The sequence below is a fragment of the Gammaproteobacteria bacterium genome (assembly GCA_013214945.1).
Classification (GTDB): domain Bacteria; phylum Pseudomonadota; class Gammaproteobacteria; order Enterobacterales; family Psychrobiaceae; genus Psychrobium.
In genome coordinates, this window is record JABSRT010000005.1 from 199,181 (window position 1) to 225,237 (window position 26,057).

Genomic DNA, 26,057 nt, shown 5'->3' on the forward strand with positions numbered 1-26,057 from the left:
GGCGACTTACTGTACGAATGACGACACAGTGATACAACATGGCCCGACATCTTAGTAAAACAGAGCCAATCAGCTCACTTGGGCATATAAGTTTAGAGCTAGTTAGGCAATTAAATCACGCGGGAAAACTGCTGTTGCCGCGCTCGGTCTCGTAAATAAACATCAAAACACATGCAGATATTACGGATGAGCAATTCACCTTTGGCGGTAACGGTTAGTGTGCGGTTTTGATAGGTAACCAATTGGTCATCAATGAACGTTTGCAGCAACTGCAGATCTTGGGCAAAGTATTGTTCAAAGTTCAGATCCCACATCGCTTCAATGCTGGCAAAGTCTAATTCAAAATGACAAATAAGCTGTTTAATGACTTTGCGGCGAATAAAATCATCTTGATTAAGGCTAACACCTTTCCATAACGCGTGTTCTTGGCGATCGATATCGCTGTAATAGTGCTTAATATCTTTTTGGTTTTGGGCATAACAGTTGCCAATTTGGCTAATTGCCGACACGCCTAATCCCAATAAGTCACACTCTTGTTGGGTCGTATAACCTTGGAAATTTCGATGCAGTTCGCCCTTATTTTGCAAAATAGCTAATTCGTCATCGGGTTTGGCAAAGTGATCCATGCCAATGTATTGATAACCAGCCGCCACTAACTGGTTAATGGTATTTTCTAAAATTTGCAGCTTGTCACGTGGGCTAGGCATGTCGCTGTCTTTTAATTTGCGCTGAGCCGCAAATATCGCTGGCATATGGGCATAGTTAAACACCGACAAACGATCCGGTGATAACTCAATCACCCGCTCAATCGTTTTAGTAAAGCTCTCTGGTGTCTGGAGCGGCAAGCCATAAATTAAATCAATGCTGGTCGAGACAAATCCTAATTCGCGGGCCCGTTCAATCATCGCAAAAATAAATTCTTCAGATTGTTCACGGTTAACCGCTTGTTGCACTTCTTTATTAAAGTCTTGCACCCCGAGGCTAATCCGATTAAAACCTTCTTGGCGCAAGTGATCTAGGGTATCTAATTCAATTTCTCGCGGATCAATTTCTATACTAAACTCACCCTCGGCGGCAAAGTTAAATTCGCTTTTTAATAACGCGACCAATGCTGAAATTTGTTGTTTGTTTAAAAATGTTGGCGTACCGCCGCCCCAATGCATTTGCGTGACGGTTTGGTGTTTAAATAATTTTGCTCGCTGCTTTATTTCACGCGCTAAATATTCTAAATACTGATCGGCCTTGTGCCGATGGCGGGTAATTATTTTATTGCAGCCACAGTAGTAACACAGCATGTGACAAAACGGGATGTGGATATATAGCGACAACTTTTCACTGGAGCTGCCGTCTATTGCCGTTACTAGGTTATCAATGGCAAAGGAATCATCGAACTCCAACGCGGTTGGATATGAGGTGTAACGCGGACCACTGTAATTGTACTTTTCAATCAGCGCTTGATCCCATTGAATTTTCTTTTGCATTGAGTGTTCTCCCGCGAACTTTGCTACTTAATTCGATATTATTGACCAACTAAGCCCAATAAACTTTGATCGATAGCAAGTTAAGGTCGCGAGCACAGCTTGTTTGTTGATAATTGAGCGGTTTCGTAGCACTATTTAGGTAATTAATTATATAGGTTGGTCTGATGACATCAGCAAAAGCTAAAACCAAGGCAGATAAGCAACAAAAACATCAAGCGATTATCGATGTCGCCGCCGCATTATTTCAACAAGAACAACATTTACCGACCGTCGCCACCATCGCCAAAAATAGCGGCCAAGCCAAAGGCACTATCTATTTATATTTTTCTTGTAAAGAGTCGCTATTTTTAAGCTTGCTGCAGCAAAAATATCAGCAGTGGTTTGACCATATCGAGCAAACCCTAACTGGAACTCATCAATTATCCGAGTTAATTAATTGTTTTGCTCGTCCAACCAGTGATGATGTTTTTTTAAATTTAGCCGCGTTGTCATCCAGTACGCTGGAACCTGCGGTAGACGATGAATTTATCGCGACGTACCGACAGTGGTTTCAAGCTGAATTAGTTAAACTAGCCGAGCTGCTTAGTCTGAAATATCCGGTATTAAGTACTTCGTTGGCGCTAAACTTAATGAGCAACAGCCATGCGTTAATGCTGGGAGTTTGGCAACAAACTCGTCATCAAGATCAATTGTTTGGATCAGAAATAACGCCAGCGCTCGCCAGATTATGGAAAGGTTATTTTTCTGGTTAACATAACCACCTGAAAAACTACAATTTTATTCTTTATTTAAACTAATTTGAGCGCCTTTGATACAGGTCAAATTTCATCCTTACTATTTTTTTTATTTATGGCATGATGTAAAGCATATAAACCGAAGCGTTTTCGGCCTAAGTTTCCACTGCGGGAATATGGCGCTAACGCCGTGATCTTAGAATCGCCAGGGTAGTTGATAGAAATATAGCTGCCTCCCACATTTGGAAAGGTCTAAATATGCAGTTAAGTGACTCCTTTGGTCGCAAATTTTACTATTTGCGATTATCCATTACCGACGTGTGCAATTTTAAGTGTGAATACTGCTTGCCCGACGGTTATCAGCACACCAAAAAAAATTGTTTTATCTCGCTCGATGAAATTCGCCGCACGGTTGAAGCTTTCGCCCAAGTTGGCACCCAAAAAGTTCGGATCACCGGTGGTGAACCGGCATTACGTAAAGATTTAACTCAAATAATCGAAACCATTGCCGCGACCCCGCAAATCCAAAAAATAGCCATGACCACCAACGGTTATAATCTGGCTAAAAAAGCTCAGCAATGGTTTGATGCCGGCCTCAACCAAATCAACATTAGTGTCGATAGCCTTAATGCTAATTCCTTTAATAAAATTACTGGGGTTAACCGCTTTGATGACGTGATGCGCGGCATCGACAAGGCACTAGAAGTTGGCTTTGACAAAATAAAAATTAATTCCGTACTAATTAAGAATTTTAATGATCATGAATTAGGGCTGTTTTTAGATTTTATCAAACAACGACCCGTTGAAATGCGCTTTATTGAATTAATGGAATGTGGCGATACCAATAGTTTTTATCAAAAACACCATTATTCAGGCGAACACATCAAACAACGCCTTGAAGCAAACAATTGGCAACTCAATGAAAATGCCAAAGACGCCGGTCCAGCTCAAGTTTATAGCCACCCAGATTACCAAGGGCAACTCGGCTTAATCATGCCTTACTCACAAGATTTTTGTGCTACCTGCAATCGCTTACGGGTAAGTTCGTTAGGCAAAATGCATTTATGTTTGTTTGGTGATTACGGCATTGATATTCGCGATTTATTACAGCGTGATGATCAGCGCCAACAACTGGTTAGTCGATTGCATGAAGCCGTCGCCACTAAAGATGTCAGTCACTACCTTCATCAAGGCAACACGGGGCAAACCCCACATTTAGCCTCGATTGGTGGTTAACCTCGGCCAAGCTGAGATAGATCAAAGTAAATAGTTTGAATTACGCCACAATGACCACATTAACGGCCAATGCTAACGGTCATCATAATTAATAGGTTATGGGTAACTCAAATGATAAACAACGATAAGCAGTCAGCTAAACAAGAATTAAATTTGGTGCCACTGATCGCTATTTTTGCTCCCATCGCGACAATGATGGTTGTAGCAATGACCAGCTTGCAGGTAATAATTCATGGTTAGCGATGCTCTAAGGTGTACTAAGCGGTGACAACACAAAACATTTCATTATCACGACGCAATTTATTGCGAGGAAAATTTAGCGCCGCCCAAGGCAGCCTGACTTCTCAAACCGCGGTGCGCTTGCCTTGGAGCATTAGCGAACAACACTTTACCGACCACTGTAGCCGCTGCAATGATTGTATTAACGCCTGCCCTCAAAATATCATCGTTAAGGGCAGCGGCGGTTTTCCCGAAATAAATTTCGCCTTAGGTGAATGTACTTTTTGCCAAGACTGCGTTGTTAGTTGCAACGTGCCATTATTTACCGACATTGCCACCACCACCCCTTGGCCTTACAAAGCCGTCATTAATGATAAATGCTTGGCCCAAAACAATGTTCATTGTCAAAGTTGCCAAGACAGCTGCGAACCTTACGCGATTAAATTTGCTCCGCGCCTTGGCGGCGTATCACAACCAAAAATAGAGCTGCTTGATTGTACTGGCTGTGGCGGCTGTGTCAGTATTTGCCCAACCAATGCCATTAGCATTAACCTGATTGCAGAATCCGCATCATGAACCAGCGCCTGAACATTGCAGGGTTAGTACTAGCCGGTGGCAAGTCGAGCCGAATGGGTCAAGACAAAGCGTTGCTCGAACTCAATAATGAAAGCTTGCTGACTCGTAACAGCCGAATTTTAAGTCAAGCCGGCTGCAGCGAAGTTTTTATTAGTGGTGACAATAAAGGCAATCGCCAGCAACAAAATGCAATTGCAGACCAAGTTGATGATCTTGGCCCTGTCGGCGGTATCTTAACGGTGCTCCAGCACCTGCTTGCTCACGATTACCAGTGGTTAGTGATTGTTGCTGTTGATATGCCGCATTTGTGCCCACAACTACTGCAACCACTCTTTAATCAACTAAATCGCGGTAATGGCTGTTATTTTGCTGACAGTTTATTTCCAATGATCATTAAGATCGATCATGCCGTCGTGTGCACGATCAACCAACAACTAAGCACTAACGACAAAAGATCACGATCTGTTTATCGACTGATCAATAATTTGGCCCTAGATCAAATAACCACAGATCAAACTCAAGCCGATAATTTTATTAATGTTAATACACCTGAGCAATGGCAAGACTGTCTATTAGGACAAGCGCCAACTCACCACAACCGAGGTTAATATGGGACACCAAGCAACAAAAGAATTTAAGCCACTAAATATTGCCGTATTAACGGTGTCTGATACCCGAGATGAAACCACTGATAGTTCGGGTAAATTTCTAGCAGATTCGTTAATGACCGCTGGTCATACACTAAGTGATAAGCAAATTGTAATCGATGATGTTTATAAAATTAGAGCCGTTATTTCTCAATGGGTTGCCAGTGAACAAATTCAGGTAATCATTTGTACTGGGGGCACCGGGTTTACCAAGCGCGACCGCACACCAGAGGCGATCAAGGTATTGTTAGATCGTGAAATAGAAGGTTTTGGTGAGTTATTTCGCCATATTTCATATACCGAAATTGGTACATCAACCGTGCAATCTCGCGCCTTTGGTGGCTTTGCCAATGGCACTGGAATTTTTTGCTTGCCAGGTTCAACAGGTGCTTGCCGTACTGGCTGGGATGGAATATTGCTAGAACAACTCGATATTCGCCACACGCCGTGTAATTTCGCCGCGCATGTAAAGCAGGTATAAACATGGCGAATTTAACCCACCTTAATGCCAATGGCGAAGCCCACATGGTTGATGTAACAACCAAAGCGGTGACCGAACGAGAAGCACGCGCTCAAGCTGTCATTAAGATGTCCGATCAAACATTAGCGATGATTATTAAGGGCGATCACCATAAAGGCGACGTCTTCGCGACCGCGCGTTTAGCTGGCATTATGGCCGCGAAAAAAACCTCTGACATTATTCCCTTGTGCCACCCACTGATGTTAACTAAGGTAGAAGTCGATTTGATTGCCGAACCAGAGCTTAATCAGGTTCGAATTTTAACCCGATGTAAACTTTCGGGAAAAACGGGGGTCGAGATGGAAGCGTTAACCGCCGCGACCGCAGCTGCATTGACCATTTACGATATGTGCAAAGCGATCCAGAAAGATATGGTGATCGAACAGGTTAAGTTATTAACCAAAACCGGCGGCAAGTCGGGCGACTGGTGCCATCAGGCCGATAATTAGGAATAACGATGTTAAAAATTTTATTTTTTGCCCAAACCCGCGAACTCGTTGGTTGCGATGGCCTCGAGCTTGAGTTTTCTCCAGCGCTGAGCAATATCGAAACCATTCGCCATCAATTAGCCGCTACCGCAGACAAGTGGGATTTGGCATTGCAACGCGATAAGTTACTGGTGGCGGTCAATCAAGAAATGAGCAGCTGGGATGTCGTAATAAAAGACGGCGACGAAGTGGCCTTTTTTCCACCGGTCACTGGCGGTTAACTGATGATCAGTGTGCAAACTCAAGATTTCGACATTGGTGCGCTTTACCAGCAACTCAACAACGATCAGCTTAATCCTCATGGTTACGGCGCCATTGTTACTTTTGTTGGTAAGGTCCGTGATTTTAACCAACAGCAGCACGTTGCGGCCATGTCGTTAGAGCATTATCCGGGCATGACCGAAAAGTCTTTAGCGGCGATAATACAACAAGCGAAATCACGCTGGCCAATTGGCGAGCCAATTATTATTCACCGAGTTGGTCAGCTGCAACCGGGCGACCAAATTGTTTATATTGGTGTGACGAGTGCTCACCGTAAAGCGGCGTTTGAAGCCTGTGAATTTTTAATCGATTACTTAAAAATTAAAGCACCTTTTTGGAAAAAAGAACAAACGGATCAGGGATTGGTTTGGGTTGATGCGCGCGAAACAGATCAGGCGGCAGCGACTCGTTGGCAGCCGGAGCACGAGCAATGATAAACCGTCTTTTACCAACGATTTTTTTGTTACTTTTTATTAGCCATTCAAACGTTCAATCAGCCGAACTAAAACTGGCAGTAGCGGCTAATTTCAAGACCACTATCGATGCCATTGTTAAAGATTTTGAACGGCAAAGTCCCGATAGAATCACCGTTATTGTCGCCTCGTCTGGCACCTTGTTTAGTCAGATATCTCATGGCGCGCCTTATGATTTGTTTTTGTCGGCCGACAGTGAACGACCACAACTATTAGTAAAACAACACTTAGCTTTGGCCGATTCCTTATTTACTTATGCGCTTGGCCAATTGGCATTTTGGGCACCGGCTCAGTACTTACCACAACAGCACAACATTGACTCATTCATATCATCACAGCAAGGTAAGTTAGCAATCGCCAACCCAAGATTAGCTCCGTATGGCAAATCAGCATATACCTACATTAAAAACAGACAATTGTTAGATCAGGTAAAAAGCAAACTTGTGCGTGGTAACAATGTGGTACAAACTTTTCAGTTTGTCGAGTCGGGCAATGCTCAATCTGGCATTGTCTCTTATTCACAACTAATTAATGCTGGGGTGACCAATCACTTTAGTTTGTTACCCGCTGAGCAATATCCTAAAATTATTCAGCAAGGTGTAATCCTTAGTAGCAGCAACAATGTTGCGCTGGCTCGTCAGCTAATTAGCTTTATAAAAAACCACAGCGCCACCGCTATTTTAAATGCCGGTTATTTACTTGAGCCTGATGATGTCAGCTGATTTAACCGCCCTGCTGCTAACCCTCAAACTGGCATTTTTAACCACGGCATTTTTATTGGTGATCGGGCCTTGTATTGCTTGGTGGCTAGCGAAAAGCCAGTCACGATTACGGCCTTTTTTTGAAGCCTTAGTTGCCTTACCGTTAGTGCTGCCGCCAACCGTATTGGGCTTTTATTTACTGCTGGCGTTTTCGCCTAATTACCTGCCCGGCGCGATATGGCAATCGGCTACTGGCACCACCCTTGCTTTTAGTTTCACCGGCTTATTTATTGGCTCAATTATTTATTCATTGCCTTTTGTGGTGCAGCCGCTGCAAGCGGGTTTTGTGACGCTGGGCAACAAGGAACTTGAAGCCGCCACCACGTTGGGCCTGTCAAAATGGCGCCGTTTTCGTTACATCGTTTTACCAATGACTAAACGGAGTTTTTTACTCGCCGCAGTCATGGGTTTTGCCCACACCTTGGGTGAATTTGGCGTGGTATTGATGATCGGGGGCAATATTCCCGGTGAAACTCAGGTGTTGGCGATCGCCCTATTCGAACATGTTGAAGCCTTGGAATATCAACAAGCGCATCAAATGGCGGCCGGTTTGTTAATTAGCTCGTTGGTGATGTTATTGCTGATTTACACCCTGTTACAGCAAAAAGATAAAACCTAATGTCATTACAGATTAATATTAACCATCAACATCCACACTTTACGCTTAATTTAAAATGTCAGTTTCCAGCGACCGGCATAAGTGGCGTTTTTGGTCACTCTGGCTCAGGTAAAACCACCCTATTACGCTGCATTGCCGGATTAGAAACTCAGGTTAGCGGCCAAATTAATTTTCACGGTCAGCAATGGCTAGGCACTAAACGGCCAGTTAAGGCACAGCAGCGTAAAGTTGGTTTGGTATTTCAAGATAGTCGACTGTTTCCGCATTTGTCTGTTTTTCAAAACCTGACCTTAGTTCAAGCCCAAGTGAGTAACCCGACGCTCGATATTATGCAGCTGTGTGACGACTTTGGCATTATGGCGTTATTAACCAAACCCGCTCATTCGCTGTCATCGGGCCAACAGCAACGGGTTGCTATTATTCGCAGCTTGGTTGCACAACCGCAGTTATTATTGCTAGATGAGCCCCTCTCGGCGCTAGATATGCCAGCTAAGGAGCAACTGATGGGCTTAATAAAAGATTTTAGCGAGCAACATCATTTGCCAATGATCTATGTTAGCCACAGTGCTCGCGAGATTTCGCAATTATGTGATCAGTTATTGATGTTAGAGCACGGCGAGATGATCGACTTTGGCCCGGCCCAACGTTTATTAAAAGATCATGGCTATTTAGGCCAGCATGGATTAATTCGCGAGATCAATCATCAAACGAATACCCTAACCATTGAGTTATCAGACGAAGAGCTGGCCAATTTAAGCGTGCAAACCGAAGTTTATTTGCTTAAACATCGTTCGTAATACCTCCGTCGCTCGTTATAGTGTTGTTAGCTACAGTTACTACGAATAATGGACGGGAAAATCTGTCGGCGGTAACCGCTCGGTGAAATGCCAACCAGCTGCTTAAAGTAACGCCCCATGTGGCTCTGATTTGAAAAACCACAGGCCAAGGCGATTTCAGCTAACCCCTGCTGGCTTGCTCCCAATAGGTGTTTAACCCGCTCAACCCTAACTTCGGTTAAATATTGCTGTGGCGTTTGCGCCATGCTTTGTTTGAACATTCGACAAAAATGATATTCACTCAGCTGCGCCAACTCTGCGAGTTCGTGTAAATATATCTGACGCTGATAATTAGCCTGGATAAAGTCGCAGATAAGCTGGGTTACGCGCGGCGCCAAACCGCCTTTAACCAAACGCAGCTGTTTAGTAATACTGGTATTTTGCAACAAGGTTACCAAAATGGTGTCGGTGACCTGCTCCATCATTAATTGACTGTCGCTGCTATCCCAATTGATACTCGACATGGTGTGACGCACTAAAGCCTCAAGTGCTGGGTGCTCGCTAAAGGTTAATTCTGGCAATTGTATCAATCGAGGATCAAGATCAAACACCCGTAATGCCAATTGCTTAAGATGATTATCGTCAAAATATAGGTGCATAAATTGTTGTGGTTCACCAAGCTGCCACCGACTTTCACTGCCTTTGGGCATTAAACAAAAACGTCCTGGTGCACCATACACCGATTGAATGTCGGTGCGATGAGTTTGAAAGCCACCTTCAATATACATGCTCAGCGTATGCTGTTGGTCGTTGATATAAAATAAGCGGTCTTGTTCGTTTTGATAATGCGCCCAGCGTAAACCCTTCGTTAACGCTCGCTGGCGAAAACAAAGTTTATTCGATAACTCAAAGCTGACATGTGAAGCTGGTTTATTCATTTGCCCAGCCTAACGATAAATCTGCAACAGCTCAACCTAATCACTCGCCTATTGAAATAGTAACCGCAATATTGTGTTAATTAGCCAAATATCGTGACAGCTTGCTGCCGTTATTGAGCCGATAATGCCAACCAACTTAGAACTGTTTATTTAGAGGCTACTATGTCGGCACTACTGTATTTATTAATGATTTTTGTTTGGGGATTTTCGTGGATCGCAATTAAGTGGCAGCAAGGCGATGTCGCGATGGAAGTATCAATTTTTTATCGTTTTGCGATTGCTGCCAGTTTAATGTTTATTATTGGCAAATTATTTAATAAGTTACAAAACACCAAAGTATCTCATCACAAATTCTTTGCCTTGCAGGGACTCTGCTTGTTTTGTTGTAATTTTATTGCCTTTTATAGCGCGACTTCTTACATTGCCAGTGGTTTAGTGGCCGTAGTCATGGCGACCGCGCCAATATTTAATGCCATTCATGGCCGCTTATTTTATAAAACGCCTACCAGCGCAAATTTCTGGCTCGGTGCTGTGGTGGGCCTTAGTGGCCTATCGTTATTATTTGCCACTGATTTAGTCGCGACTCAATGGTCACAAGATGTGTTGATTGGTCTGTTGTATGCACTGGCTGGTACTTGGTTTTTTTCTATCGGTAATATGATTAGTATTCACAACAGTCGCCAAGCGATTGAACCTTTTACTGCCACCAGTTATGCGATGCTTTATGGCTGCATTGCACTGTTCGGATTAATTTTAATCAAAGGCTTAAGTTTTAACTTCGATCCGAGCTTACATTATATCGGCGGTTTGCTTTATTTAGCGGCGCCAGCCTCGGTGATTGGTTTTACGGTTTACCTGATTTTAGTTGACCGATTAGGGGCTAACAATGCCGCTTATTTATTGGTCATTACTCCAATAATCGCATTATCGGCTTCGACGCTCTATGAGGGCTACCAGTGGACGATAAATTCAACCTTTGGTTTGCTCCTAGTAATTGCTGGTAATGTATTAATTCAACGTAAAAAGCCGCTGTTAGCTGCCATTATGACAAACAAACAGCAAACCGAGACTTAATCACTATAAATGCCATTGGCTGTGATCTGTTAAGCTGAAAAGTAAAAACTGGTCAGGGTTAAATCATCCGGCCAAGGACGCTTGTATTGCGTGTTAATAGTGGCTAATAATTTATCAAAACCTGCTGCATGATCATGGGCGAAGTAGCCAATGATTTGCTCTTCATCGATTAAGTTACCCGTAACATCGGGTGACTCAGTTAACGCGTCACTATAGAGTAATAACGTGTCACCTGGCGCAAAATCTATAGTATGAGTTTGGTATTTAATACCTTTAATTGTGCCAAATAAAAAACCGCTGCCATCAATTATTTCAGCACTGCCATTATGACGAAACACCAATGGTGCAGGGCAACTAGCCGTCGCATAAGTCAAACTATGATCTTGGGTATTAATAATGCCGTAAAACACGGTACAAAACTGTCCAGTGGGCAGTAGTGCGGCTAATTCATTGTTAAGCTGAGATAAAAACTCCCCGGGATCGTCATATTGTTCGTAAAATTGCTGCATTAAGGTGTGTAATCTAAAGGTATTTAATGCGGCATTAATGCCATGACCAGAAAAATCAATCAGGTAAACAATTAATTGATGATCGGACAACTGATGAATTCCCCAAAAATCACCACCAAGTTCAGAGCAGGTGAGTTCATGGTGTCTAATATCAATGTTGTATCGGTCTTTAACCTTACTCAGTACCGTGGCCGACGGGATTAAGATCTTTTGTGTTTGCGAAGCCATTGCCAATTCGTCTTGGACTCGACTGTGAAACTGAGCCAACTCGGCATGCCATCGGGTGCGTTCAAGGTGTGAAAAAATCCGGGCAATAAACTCGGCTTGATCAATAGGTTTAGCGACATAGTCACAAGCGCCAGCGGCAAAAATTTGTTGTTTGTCTTCGCTGCGATTACGCCCGGTTTGGGTAATAATAGGGATGTGTTTTAGGGCTGGATTTGAACTTATTCTTTTACAAAATTCAATGCCATTCATTTCTGGCATTTCAATATCAAGAATGATCAGGTCGGGTTGGTTATTTTGAATTTTCTCGAAACCTTCAACGCCATTAACCGCTTCATCAATATAAATAAACCCCGTGGTTTCTAATATATGTCTTAACACCAAACGTTCAAATCGATTGTCTTCGATAATCAGTAGTTTACTTGTTTTAGTAAACTGCTCTCTGGTGACAGGTTCCAGTGTCATAGTATCTGGCATTTCTGTGGCGTCCTTGCACAGCAATAGTAATTTATTAGTAAGTTACAACGAACGAGATAAAAGTAAAGCCATTGCGAACATAAATGCCAGTTAATTTTAAAAACTGGCATTTAGTTATTAATTCATTAAACAATTAACTCGCTTTTTTGATCAAACCTTTCTTTTTCATAAAAATAAGTAACAGTGAAATGGCGGCCGGAGTAATACCTGAGATACGCCCCGCCATGCCAACGGTTGCTGGGCGAGCTTCGGTTAACTTAGCAATAACTTCGTTGGATAAACCAGATATTTGATCGAAGGGTAAATCAACCGGCAACAAGGTGTTTTCATGACTTTGTTGCTTTTTTACTTCTTCAAGCTGGCGTGTAATGTAACCCGCATATTTAATTTGAGTTTGCACTTGATAAGCTGCTGCTGGATTGCTTAAACCAGGTCCGCAACCATCAATGGTCATTAATGTCTTGTAATCGACCTCAGGGCGGCGTAACAGATCTTCTAAACTGGCTTCACGACTCATTGCCGATTTTAGGGTTTTATTGAGTTGTTCTGCTTGAAGGCTTTTTGCTTGAACCCAGTGTGAACGCAGGCGTTGTTTTTCTAGCTCAACCGCTTCGGCTTTTTCACTAAACAACTGCCAACGATGATCGTCGACTAAGCCCATGTTACGACCAATTTCGGTTAGGCGTAAATCGGCGTTGTCTTCACGTAACAATAAACGATATTCGGCACGACTAGTAAACATGCGGTAAGGTTCGGTGGTGCCTAATGTTGACAGATCATCAATTAATACGCCGACATAAGCCTCGTCACGACGTGGAGTCCATGACTCTAGGCCTTGAGCTTGTCGAGCGGCATTCATGCCAGCGATAAGCCCCTGTGCGCCCGCTTCTTCATAACCTGTGGTGCCATTAATTTGGCCGGCGAAGAATAAACCATTGATAAATTTGTTTTCAAGACTAGGTTTTAGGTCGCGAGGATCAAAATAGTCATACTCAATGGCGTAACCAGGGCGCGTGATAAAGGCGTTTTCAAAACCATGCATCGATTGAACTAATTTAACCTGGACATCAAAAGGTAAGCTAGTTGATATGCCATTTGGATAAATTTCGTTAGTGGTTAAGCCTTCAGGTTCAATAAAAATCTGATGAGAGTTTTTATCAGCAAAACGGGTTACTTTATCTTCAATTGAAGGACAGTAACGAGGACCAGTGCCTTCGATAACCCCAGTAAACATTGGGCTACGATCTAAACCTTGACGAATAATATCATGTGTTTTCTCATTGGTATGAGTGATATGACAAGGTATTTGCTGAGGATGATCTTTTACATTGCCAATGTACGAAAACGTTGGCAGTGGAGTATCACCTGGTTGGGCTTCCAATTTAGAAAAATCAATTGAGCGAGCGTCAATGCGTGGTGGTGTTCCGGTTTTTAACCGGCCAACTCGTAACGGTAATTCTCGTAGTCGATCAGCCAAGCCAATTGAAGCGGGATCACCAGCGCGGCCACCGGTATGATTTTCTAAACCAATATGAATGCGACCACCAAGGAACGTACCAACGGTTAATACCACACTGGTGGCTTTAAATTTAACGCCCATTTGGGTAACAACACCACAAACTTGATTGTTTTCAACGATAAGATCTTCACAAGATTGTTGAAAAATCATTAAGTTAGGCTGGTTTTCTAATTTGGAGCGAACAGCAGCTTTGTACAAAGCACGATCTGTTTGCGCTCGGGTAGCACGAACCGCTGGTCCCTTGCTTGAATTTAACGTTCTAAATTGAATGCCAGACAGGTCAGTGGCTTGGGCCATGTAACCACCAAGCGCATCAATTTCTTTTACCAAGTGCCCCTTGCCAATGCCACCGATTGCTGGGTTGCAAGACATCAAACCTAACGTATCGATGTTATGGGTCAACAAGAGAGTTTTTTGCCCCATCCGTGCGGCCGCCAAAGCTGCTTCGGTACCAGCATGACCACCACCAATCACAATGACATCAAATTGTTTATTAAATAACATTACTCACCACACGACTCTCAAAAAGGGGAGCATATTCTAACATTGTCAGCCGCGATCTAAAACGATCATTTCAGCAGTGGAGATCACATAATATAAATAGATCTTTTTAAAGATCTTTATTATCTCTTATTATTAATGATCGGGGTGATCTGTTAGTAACCGATCTAAGATCTTGATAGGCATGATCTTAATCGAGATCAAAACCAGTTGAGGGATCAGGATCTTTCTTGGTTACAAGCTGTGCATAAAAAGGGCACTTATCCACAGGCAAAATAAAGGCAAAACTTATGCAGAGGATAATATTTTTTAAAAGGTGGATATAAGCAAGTTATCCACAGTTTAATTTGACTAAAAATGGAGCGACCGCTCGAAATGTGACCATGAATGTGTGTTGATCTGTTAATTTGGATCGCGATCCGATCGTTGGGGCTTAATTTAAATGATTGATAAATGTGATCGGGATCGGCAATAAAATGCGATCCTCAAGCGGGGAACTTGAGGTTTTGTTCAATATTAAAGCGTGTTTAGCCATAAATTTAACCAGCGTTCGGCATTTTCTTCTGGTAATTCTTGCTCGAGAATATCGATCATATTGAGAGAATAGGCTCTCGTTGCTCCTAAGCTATCGAGCAGGGTGTCCATGACAATACCTGCATTGCAAAATGTGTCATAACTGGTATCACCAAGTCCACACACAGCAAAGTTAATGTTAGATAAATCAGGTGCTTGCTGTTTTAGTTGCTCAAAGAAAGGTTCTATATTGTCAGGGAAATCTCCAGCGCCATGGGTTGAGGTACAAACCAACCATAGCTGGTTTTTAGAGAGATCGTAATGAGCAATATCAGGATCTAAATTGATAGAAACTTGATGATCCTTGCTTAACATTTCTGCTAAATGATCGGCTATATATTCGCTGGCGCCCAGCATTGATCCTACTATTATTGATATATTACTCATGGTGTTACCTAATTTTTAAGTGGATTATTGTGGCCCATAACAGCGCTGAGGCAAAATTGTTGGCATTGTTGAATTAGTTTGATTCGTTCGAATGTTGGCATGGCTTTGTCTTGCCATTGCATTGGTGTTAATAATGATTCAATAAGAATACCGATTATTGCGTTAGAGGTCATTGTTACATCTTGATTATAAAATACTTTTTGTTCTATTCCCCGATCTATTATATCAATAAATATGCCTCTAAATTCGGCTTTATATTGTTGGCGTTGCTCACTAATTATCGGTGATATTGGTTCGGCAAATAAGGCATAGGCCAGCTTATCGGCCATTAATGCTTTGGCAAAAAACTGATCTAATGCGCTATTTAATTGAATTGTGACATCTTGAGATTGATTAATGATTTTAAGATCAAGCACTAGATCAGCTGATGATAGATCACTATATACTTGCATCAGCAATTGATCCTTTGAGCTGTAGTGCTTATATACGGATCCTACAGCCAGTCCCGATTTTGCGGCTACTTTAATGATGCTTAGCGCGCTAAAACCTTGCTCTGATACTATCTCTAATGCCGCATTTAATAAGTTTTTTCGCTGTAACTCCATATGGGCACGGGTTTTATCGGTCGGGCGGTAGGCCATAATAATCACTCAAGCTTTAAAAGTTTAAGTTAACGTTATTGGCGACAAAGATAAAGCGAATTGTAATTCATAATTTGATCTTAAGTTTATTATGGCTTATTGGTTACTTGGATCCTCGGCTAATAATGCCTGATATCTTGCCGGTAAGATGATCTTAGGATATTGCTGGCGGATCTGTTTTAGCTGCTCGATAGCTTGGGGCTTTTTATCCGCTAACAACAGCTGCTCTATAGCCTGATAGTTTATCTTTGGCTGGTCGCTAATTTTAGTTTGTGGTGGCGAGAGTTCTTCAGCTAGAGGCACAGCACTTGGGGCCATATCTGCAGTGGCCATCCGCTGTAGTGCCTGTGGCGCTGCTTTTTTACGACTTAATTGAGCGCTGACAGATTGCGGTTGCATTTCGCTTAACTCGAGAGCGGGTTCGGGCTGGCCAAATTGGTAATATTGCGGGTAATTGAGCACTAAAATACCGATTAGGGCGACACTTGCAGCAATACTATAAGGAATATATTTGGTGCTGGCTGACGATAGTTCTTTTGTTGCTTTGAGCTGCGCTAATGCTTGGTTTAATATTTTTTGATCTATTTCAGACGATGGTTTCTCGTTGGCTTGTTGCTGGTATAAGGCGGCTAACTGTTGTTCTTGCTTTCGTGTTGACTGATTATCTGGATTATTACTCATGAAAGCTCCGTAAACATTGAGTTAAGCTTGTCACAGCGTATCTTATTCGGCTTTTGGTCGCTTCAATGCTGGCGTCGACAATTAAAGCGATATCAGTGATGGTTAGTCCGGTTTCTTGTTTTATTATAAATGCCTCTAATTGGACCGCGGGCAACTTGCCTAAGCAATGATTCAGTTGTTGCCGTTGTTTTTGTGCCAGCATATTTTGTTCTGGCGAGGCGTTAGGGTGCAGATCTAATGCCTCGTCAGGCTCCGAACTGACCACGCTATTCACTAGTGTTAAGTGTTTATGGTGATCGACCAACAAATTATGGGCGATGCGATAAAACCAAGTGGTAAATAACGCAGTATGGCGATAGCTCGTTTGCGATTTTATTACCCGGCTCCAAAGCTCTTGTAATAAATCTTCAGCTTGATGATGATTGCGGCATTGGCGCAGAAAGTAACGATAACTTGCTGCTTTATGGCGTTGATAGAGCTTTCCAAAAGCAAGATGGCTGCCAGCGCAATATTTTTTCATCAGTTGAGCATCGCTTAAATTATCGATTGTGCTAATCCTTGTCGTGCAGTTATTGGTTAGTTGGTGTTGGGTTTAGCAAGGATACCGTTCTAACTAATTGAATAAATTCATGACGATAACCAAAGTCGTCAATTCCTTTATAACGATTTGCTAGCTCAATAACATCTTGATAAGTATATTTTCCAAGGTACTTTCCACCTTGGAGTAGTTGACCAAATGCTGCGACTGCCGTGGCAAATTTAAAATCATTGGTTGCAGCGGTTGATAATAAATTACGTGCAACAACTTTTGTTATTAGTTTACTATGCGCGGAATTTGGCTGTTTGTAACGTAATTTTATCATCGCTATTTCAGATGATAGGCTTGGTTGTTTTGTGATTGATTTATAGCGCAATGGGTCTATTTGCTTGTTTGTGGCATTCGTGAGGGTCAGCTCATAAATTGCGGTCACGTCATGTCCGGCGCCAATATCGCCGGCGTCTACTTTGTCGTTATTGAAATCTTCGCGCGCTAGTTGGCGGTTTTCATAACCAAGCAACCGATATTCAGCCACTTGGTCTGGATTAAATTCGACCTGGATTTTGACATCTTTAGCGATGATTTGCAGCGTTGAACTCAGTTGGTCAACTAGCACTTTACGTGCTTCGTTTATATTATCGATATAGGCATAATTACCGTTACCAATATCCGCTAACTGCTCCATTAGGTGGTCATTATAATTACCTTGGCCAAAGCCTAGGGTGGTCAGGCCGATCCCTGATTTACGTTGTGTTTCGATTAATGATTTTAGGCTCTCTATGTTAGTGGTACCGACATTAAAATCGCCGTCGGTTGCTAAAATTACCCGATTAATGCCATCACTAATAAAAGATTGCTTGGCCAGTTGATACGCCAGTTCGATGCCTTGACTGCCGTGCGTTGAACCGCCAGCGCGCAACTGACTTAATGCCATATTTATCGCTTGATGATTATTGCCTGCTGTTGGTTGCAACACCACGCCAGCAGCTCCGGCGTAAACGACAATTGATACCCGATCATTTTTACCCAATTGCGACGTCAGCATCATTAATGATTTTTTCAGTAATGGCAGCTTATTCGCTTGATTCATTGAACCTGATACATCGAGCAAAAAGACTAAATTGGCGTTACCGAGTTGATTGGTTGCTACTTGGTAGCCTTTTAAGCCAATTTTTAACAATTTTCGGTCGCTGTTCCATGGCGCAGCGTACATTTCTGTATCAATTAGAAAGGGCTGCTTAGTGGTGGTTGGCACGGGGTATTGATAATTAAAATAATTGATTAACTCTTCAAGTCGTACCGCTGCTTTGGGTGGTAAATTACCTTGATTGATCATGCGGCGGATATTGCTGTAACTGCCGGTGTCGACATCAATCGAAAAAGTCGATACTGGCTGTTGTTGCACCAGTTTTACCGGATTATTGGCGAGCGTTTGATAGCTTTCACTATTTTTTTCATCAGTATTGATCACCGGGTAAGCAGGGATGTTTGGTGGCGGCAGGTAATGATTCATATCTGCTGTGGTCATTAAGCGTTGTTTGGTATTCACCAGTTTGCTTCTAACCAATTTAGCATGACTAGATATCGGCATAGGCAGCATTGCCGGTTCTGCGAGTATTTCAGTCGTTGGGGAGCCTTGAATTGGCGTGGTTATTTGTTGATTGGGCTGTTTTTTATTGGTTTGCGCTGGGCTCGATTGGCCACTACAACCAATTAAAGTTAGCAGTAAACCAAGTGAAATTGATGATGTTAGCAGTATTTTAGTAGGCATAATAAAAATCCTTAGGGGTTAGTTAAGGGTATAAACGATGCAAAGATCAAAAAGGGTTATTTATTTTATTGGGTTAGATATGTAAACGTGATCTTTGTCACGTTTTGTTGGGTGGTGGTCGTCGTAATAATCAATCTGCTGGGGGCTGCTTAGTTGAAGTTGTATACTTGAGGACTGTTTTAGCGGTTGTAAATTAACGATGTTTTTTCAGAAAAACATTCGGATATTATGTCGTAATCTAACATTTTGTTAGCCACCATTTTTATGAGACCCAGATGAAAGAAGTAAAATTCCGTTGGATAGATCAGTTTTTGATCCACATGACTTTAAAAACTAAATTCGCACTATTGTCGATTATTCCAATCATATTATTAGTGACGCTAACCTTGTTAATAAGCAATAAATTTGAAAATATATTAACAAGTAACAATAATAGTCAGTTGCAACAACAGATTAATATCAATGATATTATCGACAAGGCTCAAGCTTATATTCCGCTGTCGCAGCGACAGACATTTTTATCAGAGATTAGCCATTTAAACGTTGCGCAACCATCGATGGTGGGGCGAGCTGCTTATAATCAGACTGCTGCCAATGATGTTAGTGATTATCATGGGTTTGTTTATTCTATTTTGGCCGGCTCAATATTTATTATTTTTTTGGCTGGTTATTACATTTCAACCTTTGTTGGTGGCGCACTTTTTGTCACGGTTACGGCGTTGAAAAAAGCGGCTGATGGCGACTTAACCCATCGATTAAATTTCTTTGAGGTTAAGGATGAATTTAGTACCTTAGCGGTCAGTGTTGATACGCTTGTTGAGCGTCAACATACCTTGGTGCAACAAATATCTCAGGCCAGCTGTCAGGTTCGTCAAGGTGTTGAGTCGTTTAGATTAACAGCTCAGACCGGTCAGTCATTGGCGTCAACGCAAAGTCAGCACCTCGACTCGTTAGCGACTGCAATGGAGCAAATGACCACGGCGGTCAAGGACGTTGCTTACAACGCTGAGTCGTCGACGGCTGAGATTAAAGCGTCTAATGATCAGGTGATTAAGGGCTCTAAGGGGGTTGAAACCACGGTTGAAGCAATTAATGTGCTGTCGAGTGAAATTGACAATGCGTCTAACGCCGTAACTACCCTTAATGAAAACGCCAGCAAAATTGATGAGGTAGTATCGAGCATTAATGCTATTTCACAACAAACGAATCTATTGGCTTTAAATGCTGCCATTGAAGCGGCGCGGGCAGGGGAACAGGGACGTGGCTTTGCGGTTGTCGCAGATGAAGTAAGAACCTTAGCGGGCAGAACTCAAGCCGCTACGGTTGAAATTAAAGCGATGATTGAAGACTTGCAAGCAGGCACGCAAAACCTCACTCAGGTGATGGAGCGTACTGTAGCATTAGCACAAGACGGTAAAAAACACGTGATGATGACTGGCAATGATTTAAATCATATTGCCCAACATAGTATTAAGGTGCTTGAGTTAAGTACCTTAATTGCAACGTCGGCCGAGCAGCAGTCGTTGGCGGCGAATGATATTGGTGCCAGTATGCTGGAGATCCGGTCTCAATCTCATGATGTCGAGCAATCGGCTAATCAGTCGGTATTGAGTTGTGATGATTTGTATCAAACGGCAGAGCAGTTAGATAAGTTAATGATTGGGCTTAAAATATAATAAATAATTCACCTTACGTCCGGGTGGTCGTAAGGTGAAACATTCGTTTATGCGGTAGTCTGGTTATTTACCAATACAAAAAGAAGTAAATATTCGACTCAGCAAATCATCGGAACTAAATTCACCCGTAATTTCGCTCAGGTGATTTTGCGCAATGCGTAATTCTTCAGCCAATAGCTCTCCGGCGTTATAAGACACTAACTGTTCTTTACCTATATCAATATGGCTAGTGGCATGGTCAAGTGCTTCTATGTGTCTGCGACGCGCCATAAAGCTGCCTTCGGTAACACTCTGATAACCCATACATTGCTTGAGGTGGTTTTTTAATTCGGCGATGCCTGCACCGGTCTTGGCTGATATATTGAAAATAGGGTAGTTGTTTTCAGTTGATCCCCCAGTATTGTCGCCGCTAAGATCCGCTTTATTGCGAATAACAGATAAACCAACACCCGCGGGGATTTTTTCGAGAAATTCAGGCCATATTTTGTGCGGATCGCTGTGCTCGGTTTCTGTGCCATCGACCATAAAGAGAATGCGATCGGCCTGATTAATTTCTTGCCATGCGCGCTCAATTCCAATTTGTTCTATTTTATCTGGGCTTTCACGTAGGCCAGCGGTATCAATAATATGCAATGGCATGCCGTCAATATGGATATGCTCACGCAGCACATCACGCGTGGTACCAGCAATGTCGGTCACAATAGCAAGTTCCTGACCGGAAAGGGCGTTAAGCAACGATGATTTACCGGCATTAGGGCGACCGGCGATCACTACCCGCATTCCTTCACGCAACAAGCTGCCTTGACGGGCTTGATTACGGACATTCGCTAAATGCTCAATAATGGCGTTTAAATCTGTTAGTACTTTGCCATCAGACAGAAAATCGATTTCTTCTTCTGGAAAATCAATCGCGGCTTCAACATAAATGCGTAACCGAATTAAGCTTTCTACCAAGTTATTAATGTGGTTTGAAAACTCACCTTTCATTGATTGTACGGCTGACTTTGCCGCTTGTTCTGACGTCGCATCAATTAAATCGGCAATGGCTTCAGCTTGCGCCAAATCCATTTTGTCGTTCATAAAAGCACGTTCTGAAAACTCACCAGGACGCGCAGTGCGGATCCCCTCTATTTGCAAAATCCGCTTAATGAGCATATCGACAATCACTGGGCCGCCGTGACCTTGCAGTTCTAACACATCTTCGCCAGTGAACGAGTTGGGATTATTGAAAAATAGGGCGATGCCTTGATCTAACTCGCTGCCATCTTTATTCAAAAATGCACAATAATCGGCATATCTAGGTTTGGGTACTTTGCCTAGTATTTGCTGCGCAACTTGCTGGACTAATGGGCCTGAGATTCTGACTATGCCAACACCGCCGCGACCCGGTGGGGTAGCTTGGGCTACTATGGTGTCAGTTTCGAAGCTCGACATTTGATTGATGGTCATAATGGGTTCTTGGTAAATATAATTGGCGAGATTTTAGCATACCCAAGGAGAGAGTTTCTAATATTGACTAGATTGCACTAAAAATAGCGGGCAGGTAGCGCAGACATAAAAAAGCCTGCACGAGGCAGGCTTATATTTTCTAGCAAGCTAAATCTATTTCAGACCTTTTTTCTCAAGGTTTTTGTAGATGATGGTTTGCTGGATCAGAGTCACAATATTACTGGTTACCCAGTAAAGTACTAATCCTGATGGGAACCATAGGAAGAAGACTGTGAAAATGACAGGCATAAACTGCATCATTTTTTGCTGCATTGGATCCGTTGACATTGATGGCTGCATTTTGCTCATTAAGAACATGCTGGCACCCATTAATAATGGCAATACGTAATAAGGGTCAAGTGCTGATAAATCGTCAATCCATAACATAAATGGTGCATGACGTAGTTCAACCGACTCTTGCAACATCCAGAATAGACCAAGGAAAATAGGCATTTGCAATACTAATGGTAAACAGCCACCTAAAGGATTGACCTTTTCTTTTTTGTATAGCTCCATGGTCGCTTGACCCATCTTTTGACGGTCATCACCAAAGCGTTCTTTTAATTCAGCCATCTTAGGCTGAAGCTGACGCATTTTAGCCATTGACGTGTATTGCGCTTTGGTCAGTGGGTACATTACACCACGAACAGCGAAGGTCAGCATAATAATTGCAAAACCCCAGTTGCCGACTAAGCCATAAAAGAAAGTGATTAACATATGTAGCGGCTGAGCCAACCACCATAGGAAACCATAATCAACGGTCAAATCAAGGTAGGGTGCGGTAGCCTCAAGGCGATCTTGTAATTTTGGTCCGGTATACAGTACAGCGGAGATCTCGCCAGTGCTATTAGCGGCAATAGTAATAGGTTCTGCTTTAAAACCAATGGCGCCATGATCGTCGCCAATAATACGACTGTATAATACGTTTTCAGATTCACCATTTGGGATCCAAGCTGTGACGAAGTAATGCTGTAGCATCGCAACCCAACCACCCGTGGTGATTTCTTTTAGCTTAGCATCTTCCATATCGCCGAAGTCGTACTTGCTGTATTTATCTTCTTCGGTTGAAAAAGCACCACCGCGATATAGCTGCATCATCATGCTGCTTTCTTCAGTTGGCTTATCAATGCTCTGCTTTAACTGTGCATACATCTGCAGCTGAATGTTTTGATCGCTGTTATTGTTAATGCGGTAGGTAACCGACACTTGATAACTGTCGCGATTAAAACCAAAAACTTTTTCAAAATTAATGCCTTGGTCATTGGTGTAAGTTAATACAACCTCAAAGGCGTCTTGGCCATCGGCTAATTGATAGCTGTCTTGGCTGACCTCATATTGTGGACGACCGTCTTTACTAGAATCTGGACCATTAGCACCGATTAAACCGCTTTGCGCGACAAAGGTGTAATTTGGCAGTTGTTCTAATAGTTTCAAGCTATCAGCTGATCCCATTTCAACGGGGTAGGCCATTAATGATGATTCTACAATGTCACCACCTAGGGTATCGATAGCGATCGTAAGTAAATCAGTCACAACCGTAATTGTTTTGCGTTGCGTTTGGGCGTTTGGCTGTGATTGCGCTAAGACAGTGCTGCTAGCAGGAATATCCGCGTTAACGGTATTTGCAGTTTGTTCAATAGATTGTGGCTGTTGCGGCGCGTTATCTATTTGCCATTGTTGGTACAGCAAAAAAGATACGAAGAGTAAGCCCGCAATTAGCAAATTACGTTGTGATTCCATAAGGCGTTAATTTCTTTTGTTGTTGGTTAAATAATCTTTATCTGGGACAGGGTCACTGCCGCCAGGATTAAAAGGATGACATCTTAATAGACGTTTGCTCGCTAACCAAGTCCCTTTTTGCAGGCCATGGATATTAATTGCCTCAATAGCATATTGAGAACAAGTCGGTGTAAAGCGACAGCGTGGACCAAGCAGTGGGCTAATAATTACTTGATAGCCCCGTACTAAGCCTATTGCTGCTCTTTGTAACGGCGAGCGATTTTTTTCCATAGTCTATTAGTAAGTATATTTAGCTCATTATTATCCAATTTTCCAATTCCGCCTTTGGCTATGATGACATAATCAAGGGCAAGTAAATTGTGCTGATATAAACGAAAATTCTCACGAAGAACGCGTTTAACCTGGTTACGGTCAACTGCTAATTTTAACTGTTTTTTTGGTATTGCTAAGCCAAGTCTTGGGTGACCAAGGGTATTGGGACAGGCTAAAATGGTGAGTTGAGGTGAACCGGCACGAAGTGGTTTTTTGAATACAGTTTTGAAATCATCGGGAGTTAAGAGCCTTAACTCCCGAGGATAAGAATAATTAACCATGGGTCAATTATTACGCGCTTAGCTTTGCACGGCCTTTAGAACGACGACGTGCAAGAACAGCACGTCCGCCCTTTGTAGCCGAACGAGCACGGAAACCGTGGTTGCGCTTGCGTTTTAAAACGCTAGGTTGGAAAGTACGTTTCATGTTAATAACTCGATCGAATTTAAACGTTACATTAAGTGTAAATTGCATCATTACAACTTACACACCCTATTAAAAGGGACGCGAGAGTTTAAAAAATGACAGCCAATTTGTCAATGATAAAAGCCATTTATTGCACTATTTATCGTGGGTAAGATCACGTTTTTGTTACAAAACGGCATGTATAAATCAATTGGTTGCTTCTATCTCATTGTTTTTAAATGGTTATAAGTAAACATCAGGCAGATCCTTGGCAAGATCCTTTTTTTTTGATGATCGATCCGTAACTATTGTTTAATTATTCGGTAATATATTTACATTAGTAGTAAAATTTTCATTGTTTTACTGGTGATTTTAGGGTTCAAAGGCTAAAATGTTGGCCCTTTTTGTGGTTTATTTTTGGAGAAGTTAGTGACTGCTTGGATTTGGCAACAGTGCTTAAATAGGTTACAGGATGAATTGCCTGCAACACAGTTCAGCATGTGGATTAGACCCTTGCAAGCGGTGCTTGAAGACGACACGTTAACTCTCTATGCGCCAAATCGTTTTGTGCTAGATTGGGTCCGAGACAAGTACTTAGATAATATCAATAACTTTTTGGTCGATGTGATGGGTAACGAAGCCCCTACCTTGCGCTTTGATATTGGCAGTAAACCTGTTGCTAAGCCGCCGCAGAGTAAACGCCCTGATCAGCCAGTTAGGCAGCAGCCCATATTAAAACCGAGCTGGGAACAAGACTCAGATTTGCCGCAAGCGGTATTGAGCAGCAACATCAATCGTAATTATACCTTTGATAACTTTGTTGAGGGTAAGTCGAATCAGCTTGGTCGCGCCGCAGCGATTCAGGTTTCGCAAAATCCAGGCGGCGCTTATAATCCGTTATTTTTGTATGGCGGTACCGGGTTGGGTAAAACTCACCTGTTACATGCGGTCGGCAATGGTATTTTAGAAGCAAATCCTAATGCGAAAGTTGTGTATATGCATTCCGAGCGCTTTGTGCAAGACATGGTGAAGGCCTTGCGCAACAACGCGATTGAAGAATTTAAGCGTTATTACCGTAGTGTTGACGCGCTATTGATCGATGATATTCAGTTTTTTGCCAATAAAGAACGCTCGCAAGAAGAGTTTTTTCATACTTTTAATGCCTTACTCGAAGGAAATCATCAGGTCATTTTAACCAGTGATAAATATCCGAGAGAAATTGTCGGGGTTGAAGATCGGTTGAAGTCACGGTTTGGCTGGGGCCTAACGGTTGCGATTGAGCCGCCTGAATTAGAAACTCGGGTTGCCATTTTGCAACGAAAAGCCGATGAGCACAAAATACATTTACCAGACGAGGTGGCCTTTTTTATTGCCAAGCGCTTGCGTTCAAATGTGCGTGAACTCGAAGGGGCTTTGAACCGAGTGATGGCGAACGCTAACTTTACTGGCCGGCCAATTACCATTGATTTTGTTAAAGAAGCGCTGCGTGATTTGTTGGCACTGCAAGCAAAATTAGTCACGATTGATAATATTCAAAAAACTGTCGCTGAATATTACAAGATTAAAATTTCTGATTTGCTGTCAAAGCGCCGAACTCGCTCGGTTGCCCGGCCTCGTCAAATGGCGATGGCTTTGTCTAAAGAGCTCACTAATCATAGTTTACCTGAAATTGGCGAGGCTTTTGGTGGTCGTGACCACACCACGGTGTTGCATGCGTGTCGTCGCATTAAAGCGCTCCGTGAAGAGAATCATGATATAAAAGAAGACTATTCTAACTTAATCAGAACGTTGTCATCATAAACACAGATTAG

General features: G+C 42.5%; 28 protein-coding genes and 1 riboswitch. Of the genes, 14 read left to right on the forward strand and 14 right to left on the reverse strand.

Features of this window, described 5'->3' with window-relative positions; translation table 11 throughout:
* Window positions 1-110: 110 nt before the first annotated feature.
* Window positions 111-1,481, reverse strand: a complete 1,371-nt coding sequence (gene hemN / locus HRU23_05240; GenBank protein ID NRA53529.1) for an oxygen-independent coproporphyrinogen III oxidase — start codon at window positions 1,479-1,481, stop codon at window positions 111-113.
* 164 nt (window positions 1,482-1,645) lie between these two features.
* Here hemN and HRU23_05245 point away from each other — a divergent pair, with 164 nt between their 5' ends.
* The 11 genes from HRU23_05245 to HRU23_05295 all read left to right on the forward strand — a co-directional run bounded on the left by HRU23_05245 (window position 1,646) and on the right by HRU23_05295 (window position 8,812).
* Window positions 1,646-2,233, forward strand: coding sequence for a TetR/AcrR family transcriptional regulator (locus HRU23_05245; protein NRA53530.1), 588 nt, complete (start codon window positions 1,646-1,648; stop codon window positions 2,231-2,233).
* 110 nt (window positions 2,234-2,343) lie between these two features.
* A riboswitch (molybdenum cofactor riboswitch) is annotated at window positions 2,344-2,483 on the forward strand.
* The gene (gene moaA, locus HRU23_05250) at window positions 2,474-3,451 is read left to right on the forward strand and encodes a GTP 3',8-cyclase MoaA (protein NRA53531.1); all 978 of its coding nucleotides are present in this window, start codon (window positions 2,474-2,476) and stop codon (window positions 3,449-3,451) included. Its footprint overlaps the riboswitch before it by 10 nt.
* Window positions 3,452-3,730: 279 nt before the next feature.
* Window positions 3,731-4,246: a ferredoxin-type protein NapF gene (gene napF, locus HRU23_05255; protein ID NRA53532.1), complete on the forward strand. Its 516-nt coding sequence runs from the start codon at window positions 3,731-3,733 to the stop codon at window positions 4,244-4,246.
* The gene (locus HRU23_05260) at window positions 4,243-4,854 is read left to right on the forward strand and encodes a molybdenum cofactor guanylyltransferase (protein NRA53533.1); all 612 of its coding nucleotides are present in this window, start codon (window positions 4,243-4,245) and stop codon (window positions 4,852-4,854) included. Before napF ends, HRU23_05260 begins: the two co-directional genes overlap by 4 nt.
* Before the next feature lies 1 nt (window position 4,855).
* On the forward strand, window positions 4,856-5,374 hold the full coding sequence (moaB, locus tag HRU23_05265; protein ID NRA53534.1) for a molybdenum cofactor biosynthesis protein B: 519 nt from the start codon (window positions 4,856-4,858) through the stop codon (window positions 5,372-5,374).
* Between the two features lie 2 nt (window positions 5,375-5,376).
* Window positions 5,377-5,862, forward strand: coding sequence for a cyclic pyranopterin monophosphate synthase MoaC (moaC, locus tag HRU23_05270; protein NRA53535.1), 486 nt, complete (start codon window positions 5,377-5,379; stop codon window positions 5,860-5,862).
* 8 nt (window positions 5,863-5,870) lie between these two features.
* Window positions 5,871-6,122 carry a molybdopterin synthase sulfur carrier subunit gene (gene moaD / locus HRU23_05275; protein ID NRA53536.1) on the forward strand — a complete coding sequence of 84 codons (252 nt, stop codon included), beginning with the start codon at window positions 5,871-5,873 and terminating at the stop codon, window positions 6,120-6,122.
* 3 nt (window positions 6,123-6,125) lie between these two features.
* A complete protein-coding gene (gene moaE / locus HRU23_05280; GenBank protein NRA53537.1) occupies window positions 6,126-6,596 on the forward strand; it encodes a molybdopterin synthase catalytic subunit MoaE in 471 nt (156 codons plus the stop codon).
* Window positions 6,593-7,357, forward strand: coding sequence for a molybdate ABC transporter substrate-binding protein (modA, locus tag HRU23_05285; protein ID NRA53538.1), 765 nt, complete (start codon window positions 6,593-6,595; stop codon window positions 7,355-7,357). The genes moaE and modA overlap by 4 nt, the downstream gene beginning before the upstream one ends.
* Window positions 7,344-8,015, forward strand: coding sequence for a molybdate ABC transporter permease subunit (modB, locus tag HRU23_05290; protein NRA53539.1), 672 nt, complete (start codon window positions 7,344-7,346; stop codon window positions 8,013-8,015). The genes modA and modB overlap by 14 nt, the downstream gene beginning before the upstream one ends.
* Window positions 8,015-8,812 carry an ATP-binding cassette domain-containing protein gene (locus tag HRU23_05295; protein ID NRA53540.1) on the forward strand — a complete coding sequence of 266 codons (798 nt, stop codon included), beginning with the start codon at window positions 8,015-8,017 and terminating at the stop codon, window positions 8,810-8,812. Before modB ends, HRU23_05295 begins: the two co-directional genes overlap by 1 nt.
* 26 nt (window positions 8,813-8,838) lie before the next feature.
* Here HRU23_05295 and HRU23_05300 read toward each other — a convergent pair whose 3' ends face one another.
* Window positions 8,839-9,729, reverse strand: a complete 891-nt coding sequence (locus HRU23_05300) for a helix-turn-helix transcriptional regulator (protein NRA53541.1) — start codon at window positions 9,727-9,729, stop codon at window positions 8,839-8,841.
* Between the two features lie 162 nt (window positions 9,730-9,891).
* Here HRU23_05300 and HRU23_05305 point away from each other — a divergent pair, with 162 nt between their 5' ends.
* Window positions 9,892-10,803 (forward strand): DMT family transporter, encoded by a 912-nt coding sequence (locus HRU23_05305; GenBank protein NRA53542.1) that lies wholly within the window; start codon window positions 9,892-9,894, stop codon window positions 10,801-10,803.
* 29 nt (window positions 10,804-10,832) lie between these two features.
* Here HRU23_05305 and HRU23_05310 read toward each other — a convergent pair whose 3' ends face one another.
* The 7 genes from HRU23_05310 to HRU23_05340 form a co-directional block, all read right to left on the reverse strand.
* Complete coding sequence (locus HRU23_05310; protein ID NRA53543.1) at window positions 10,833-12,014, reverse strand: fused response regulator/phosphatase; 1,182 nt, start codon at window positions 12,012-12,014, stop codon at window positions 10,833-10,835.
* A gap of 133 nt (window positions 12,015-12,147) precedes the next feature.
* On the reverse strand, window positions 12,148-14,037 hold the full coding sequence (gene mnmG / locus HRU23_05315) for a tRNA uridine-5-carboxymethylaminomethyl(34) synthesis enzyme MnmG (GenBank protein ID NRA53544.1): 1,890 nt from the start codon (window positions 14,035-14,037) through the stop codon (window positions 12,148-12,150).
* A gap of 513 nt (window positions 14,038-14,550) precedes the next feature.
* The gene (gene mioC / locus HRU23_05320) at window positions 14,551-14,994 is read right to left on the reverse strand and encodes an FMN-binding protein MioC (protein NRA53545.1); all 444 of its coding nucleotides are present in this window, start codon (window positions 14,992-14,994) and stop codon (window positions 14,551-14,553) included.
* An 8-nt stretch (window positions 14,995-15,002) separates the two neighbouring features.
* Window positions 15,003-15,635 (reverse strand): TetR/AcrR family transcriptional regulator, encoded by a 633-nt coding sequence (locus tag HRU23_05325; GenBank protein ID NRA53546.1) that lies wholly within the window; start codon window positions 15,633-15,635, stop codon window positions 15,003-15,005.
* A 96-nt stretch (window positions 15,636-15,731) separates the two neighbouring features.
* Window positions 15,732-16,316, reverse strand: coding sequence for a hypothetical protein (locus HRU23_05330; GenBank protein NRA53547.1), 585 nt, complete (start codon window positions 16,314-16,316; stop codon window positions 15,732-15,734).
* Complete coding sequence (locus tag HRU23_05335) at window positions 16,309-16,836, reverse strand: sigma-70 family RNA polymerase sigma factor (GenBank protein NRA53548.1); 528 nt, start codon at window positions 16,834-16,836, stop codon at window positions 16,309-16,311. The genes HRU23_05330 and HRU23_05335 overlap by 8 nt, the downstream gene beginning before the upstream one ends.
* 49 nt (window positions 16,837-16,885) lie before the next feature.
* The gene (locus HRU23_05340; GenBank protein ID NRA53549.1) at window positions 16,886-18,625 is read right to left on the reverse strand and encodes a VWA domain-containing protein; all 1,740 of its coding nucleotides are present in this window, start codon (window positions 18,623-18,625) and stop codon (window positions 16,886-16,888) included.
* A gap of 275 nt (window positions 18,626-18,900) precedes the next feature.
* On the opposite strand from HRU23_05340, the gene HRU23_05345 reads away from it, so the two are divergent.
* On the forward strand, window positions 18,901-20,301 hold the full coding sequence (locus HRU23_05345; GenBank protein ID NRA53550.1) for a methyl-accepting chemotaxis protein: 1,401 nt from the start codon (window positions 18,901-18,903) through the stop codon (window positions 20,299-20,301).
* 63 nt (window positions 20,302-20,364) lie between these two features.
* Here the strand turns inward: HRU23_05345 and mnmE are convergent, their stop codons facing one another.
* From mnmE to rpmH, 5 genes are all read right to left on the reverse strand, one after another.
* Entirely contained in the window at window positions 20,365-21,735 is a 1,371-nt protein-coding gene (gene mnmE, locus HRU23_05350) for a tRNA uridine-5-carboxymethylaminomethyl(34) synthesis GTPase MnmE (GenBank protein ID NRA53551.1), read from the reverse strand.
* A 168-nt stretch (window positions 21,736-21,903) separates the two neighbouring features.
* On the reverse strand, window positions 21,904-23,529 hold the full coding sequence (yidC, locus tag HRU23_05355; GenBank protein NRA53552.1) for a membrane protein insertase YidC: 1,626 nt from the start codon (window positions 23,527-23,529) through the stop codon (window positions 21,904-21,906).
* Window positions 23,530-23,535: 6 nt separating this feature from the next.
* Window positions 23,536-23,799 (reverse strand): membrane protein insertion efficiency factor YidD, encoded by a 264-nt coding sequence (yidD, locus tag HRU23_05360; protein ID NRA53553.1) that lies wholly within the window; start codon window positions 23,797-23,799, stop codon window positions 23,536-23,538.
* A complete protein-coding gene (rnpA, locus tag HRU23_05365) occupies window positions 23,760-24,122 on the reverse strand; it encodes a ribonuclease P protein component (protein NRA53554.1) in 363 nt (120 codons plus the stop codon). Before rnpA ends, yidD begins: the two co-directional genes overlap by 40 nt.
* A gap of 10 nt (window positions 24,123-24,132) precedes the next feature.
* Window positions 24,133-24,267 carry a 50S ribosomal protein L34 gene (rpmH, locus tag HRU23_05370; GenBank protein ID NRA53555.1) on the reverse strand — a complete coding sequence of 45 codons (135 nt, stop codon included), beginning with the start codon at window positions 24,265-24,267 and terminating at the stop codon, window positions 24,133-24,135.
* Between the two features lie 408 nt (window positions 24,268-24,675).
* Here rpmH and dnaA point away from each other — a divergent pair, with 408 nt between their 5' ends.
* Window positions 24,676-26,046 carry a chromosomal replication initiator protein DnaA gene (gene dnaA, locus HRU23_05375; protein ID NRA53556.1) on the forward strand — a complete coding sequence of 457 codons (1,371 nt, stop codon included), beginning with the start codon at window positions 24,676-24,678 and terminating at the stop codon, window positions 26,044-26,046.
* Window positions 26,047-26,057 lie beyond the last annotated feature (11 nt).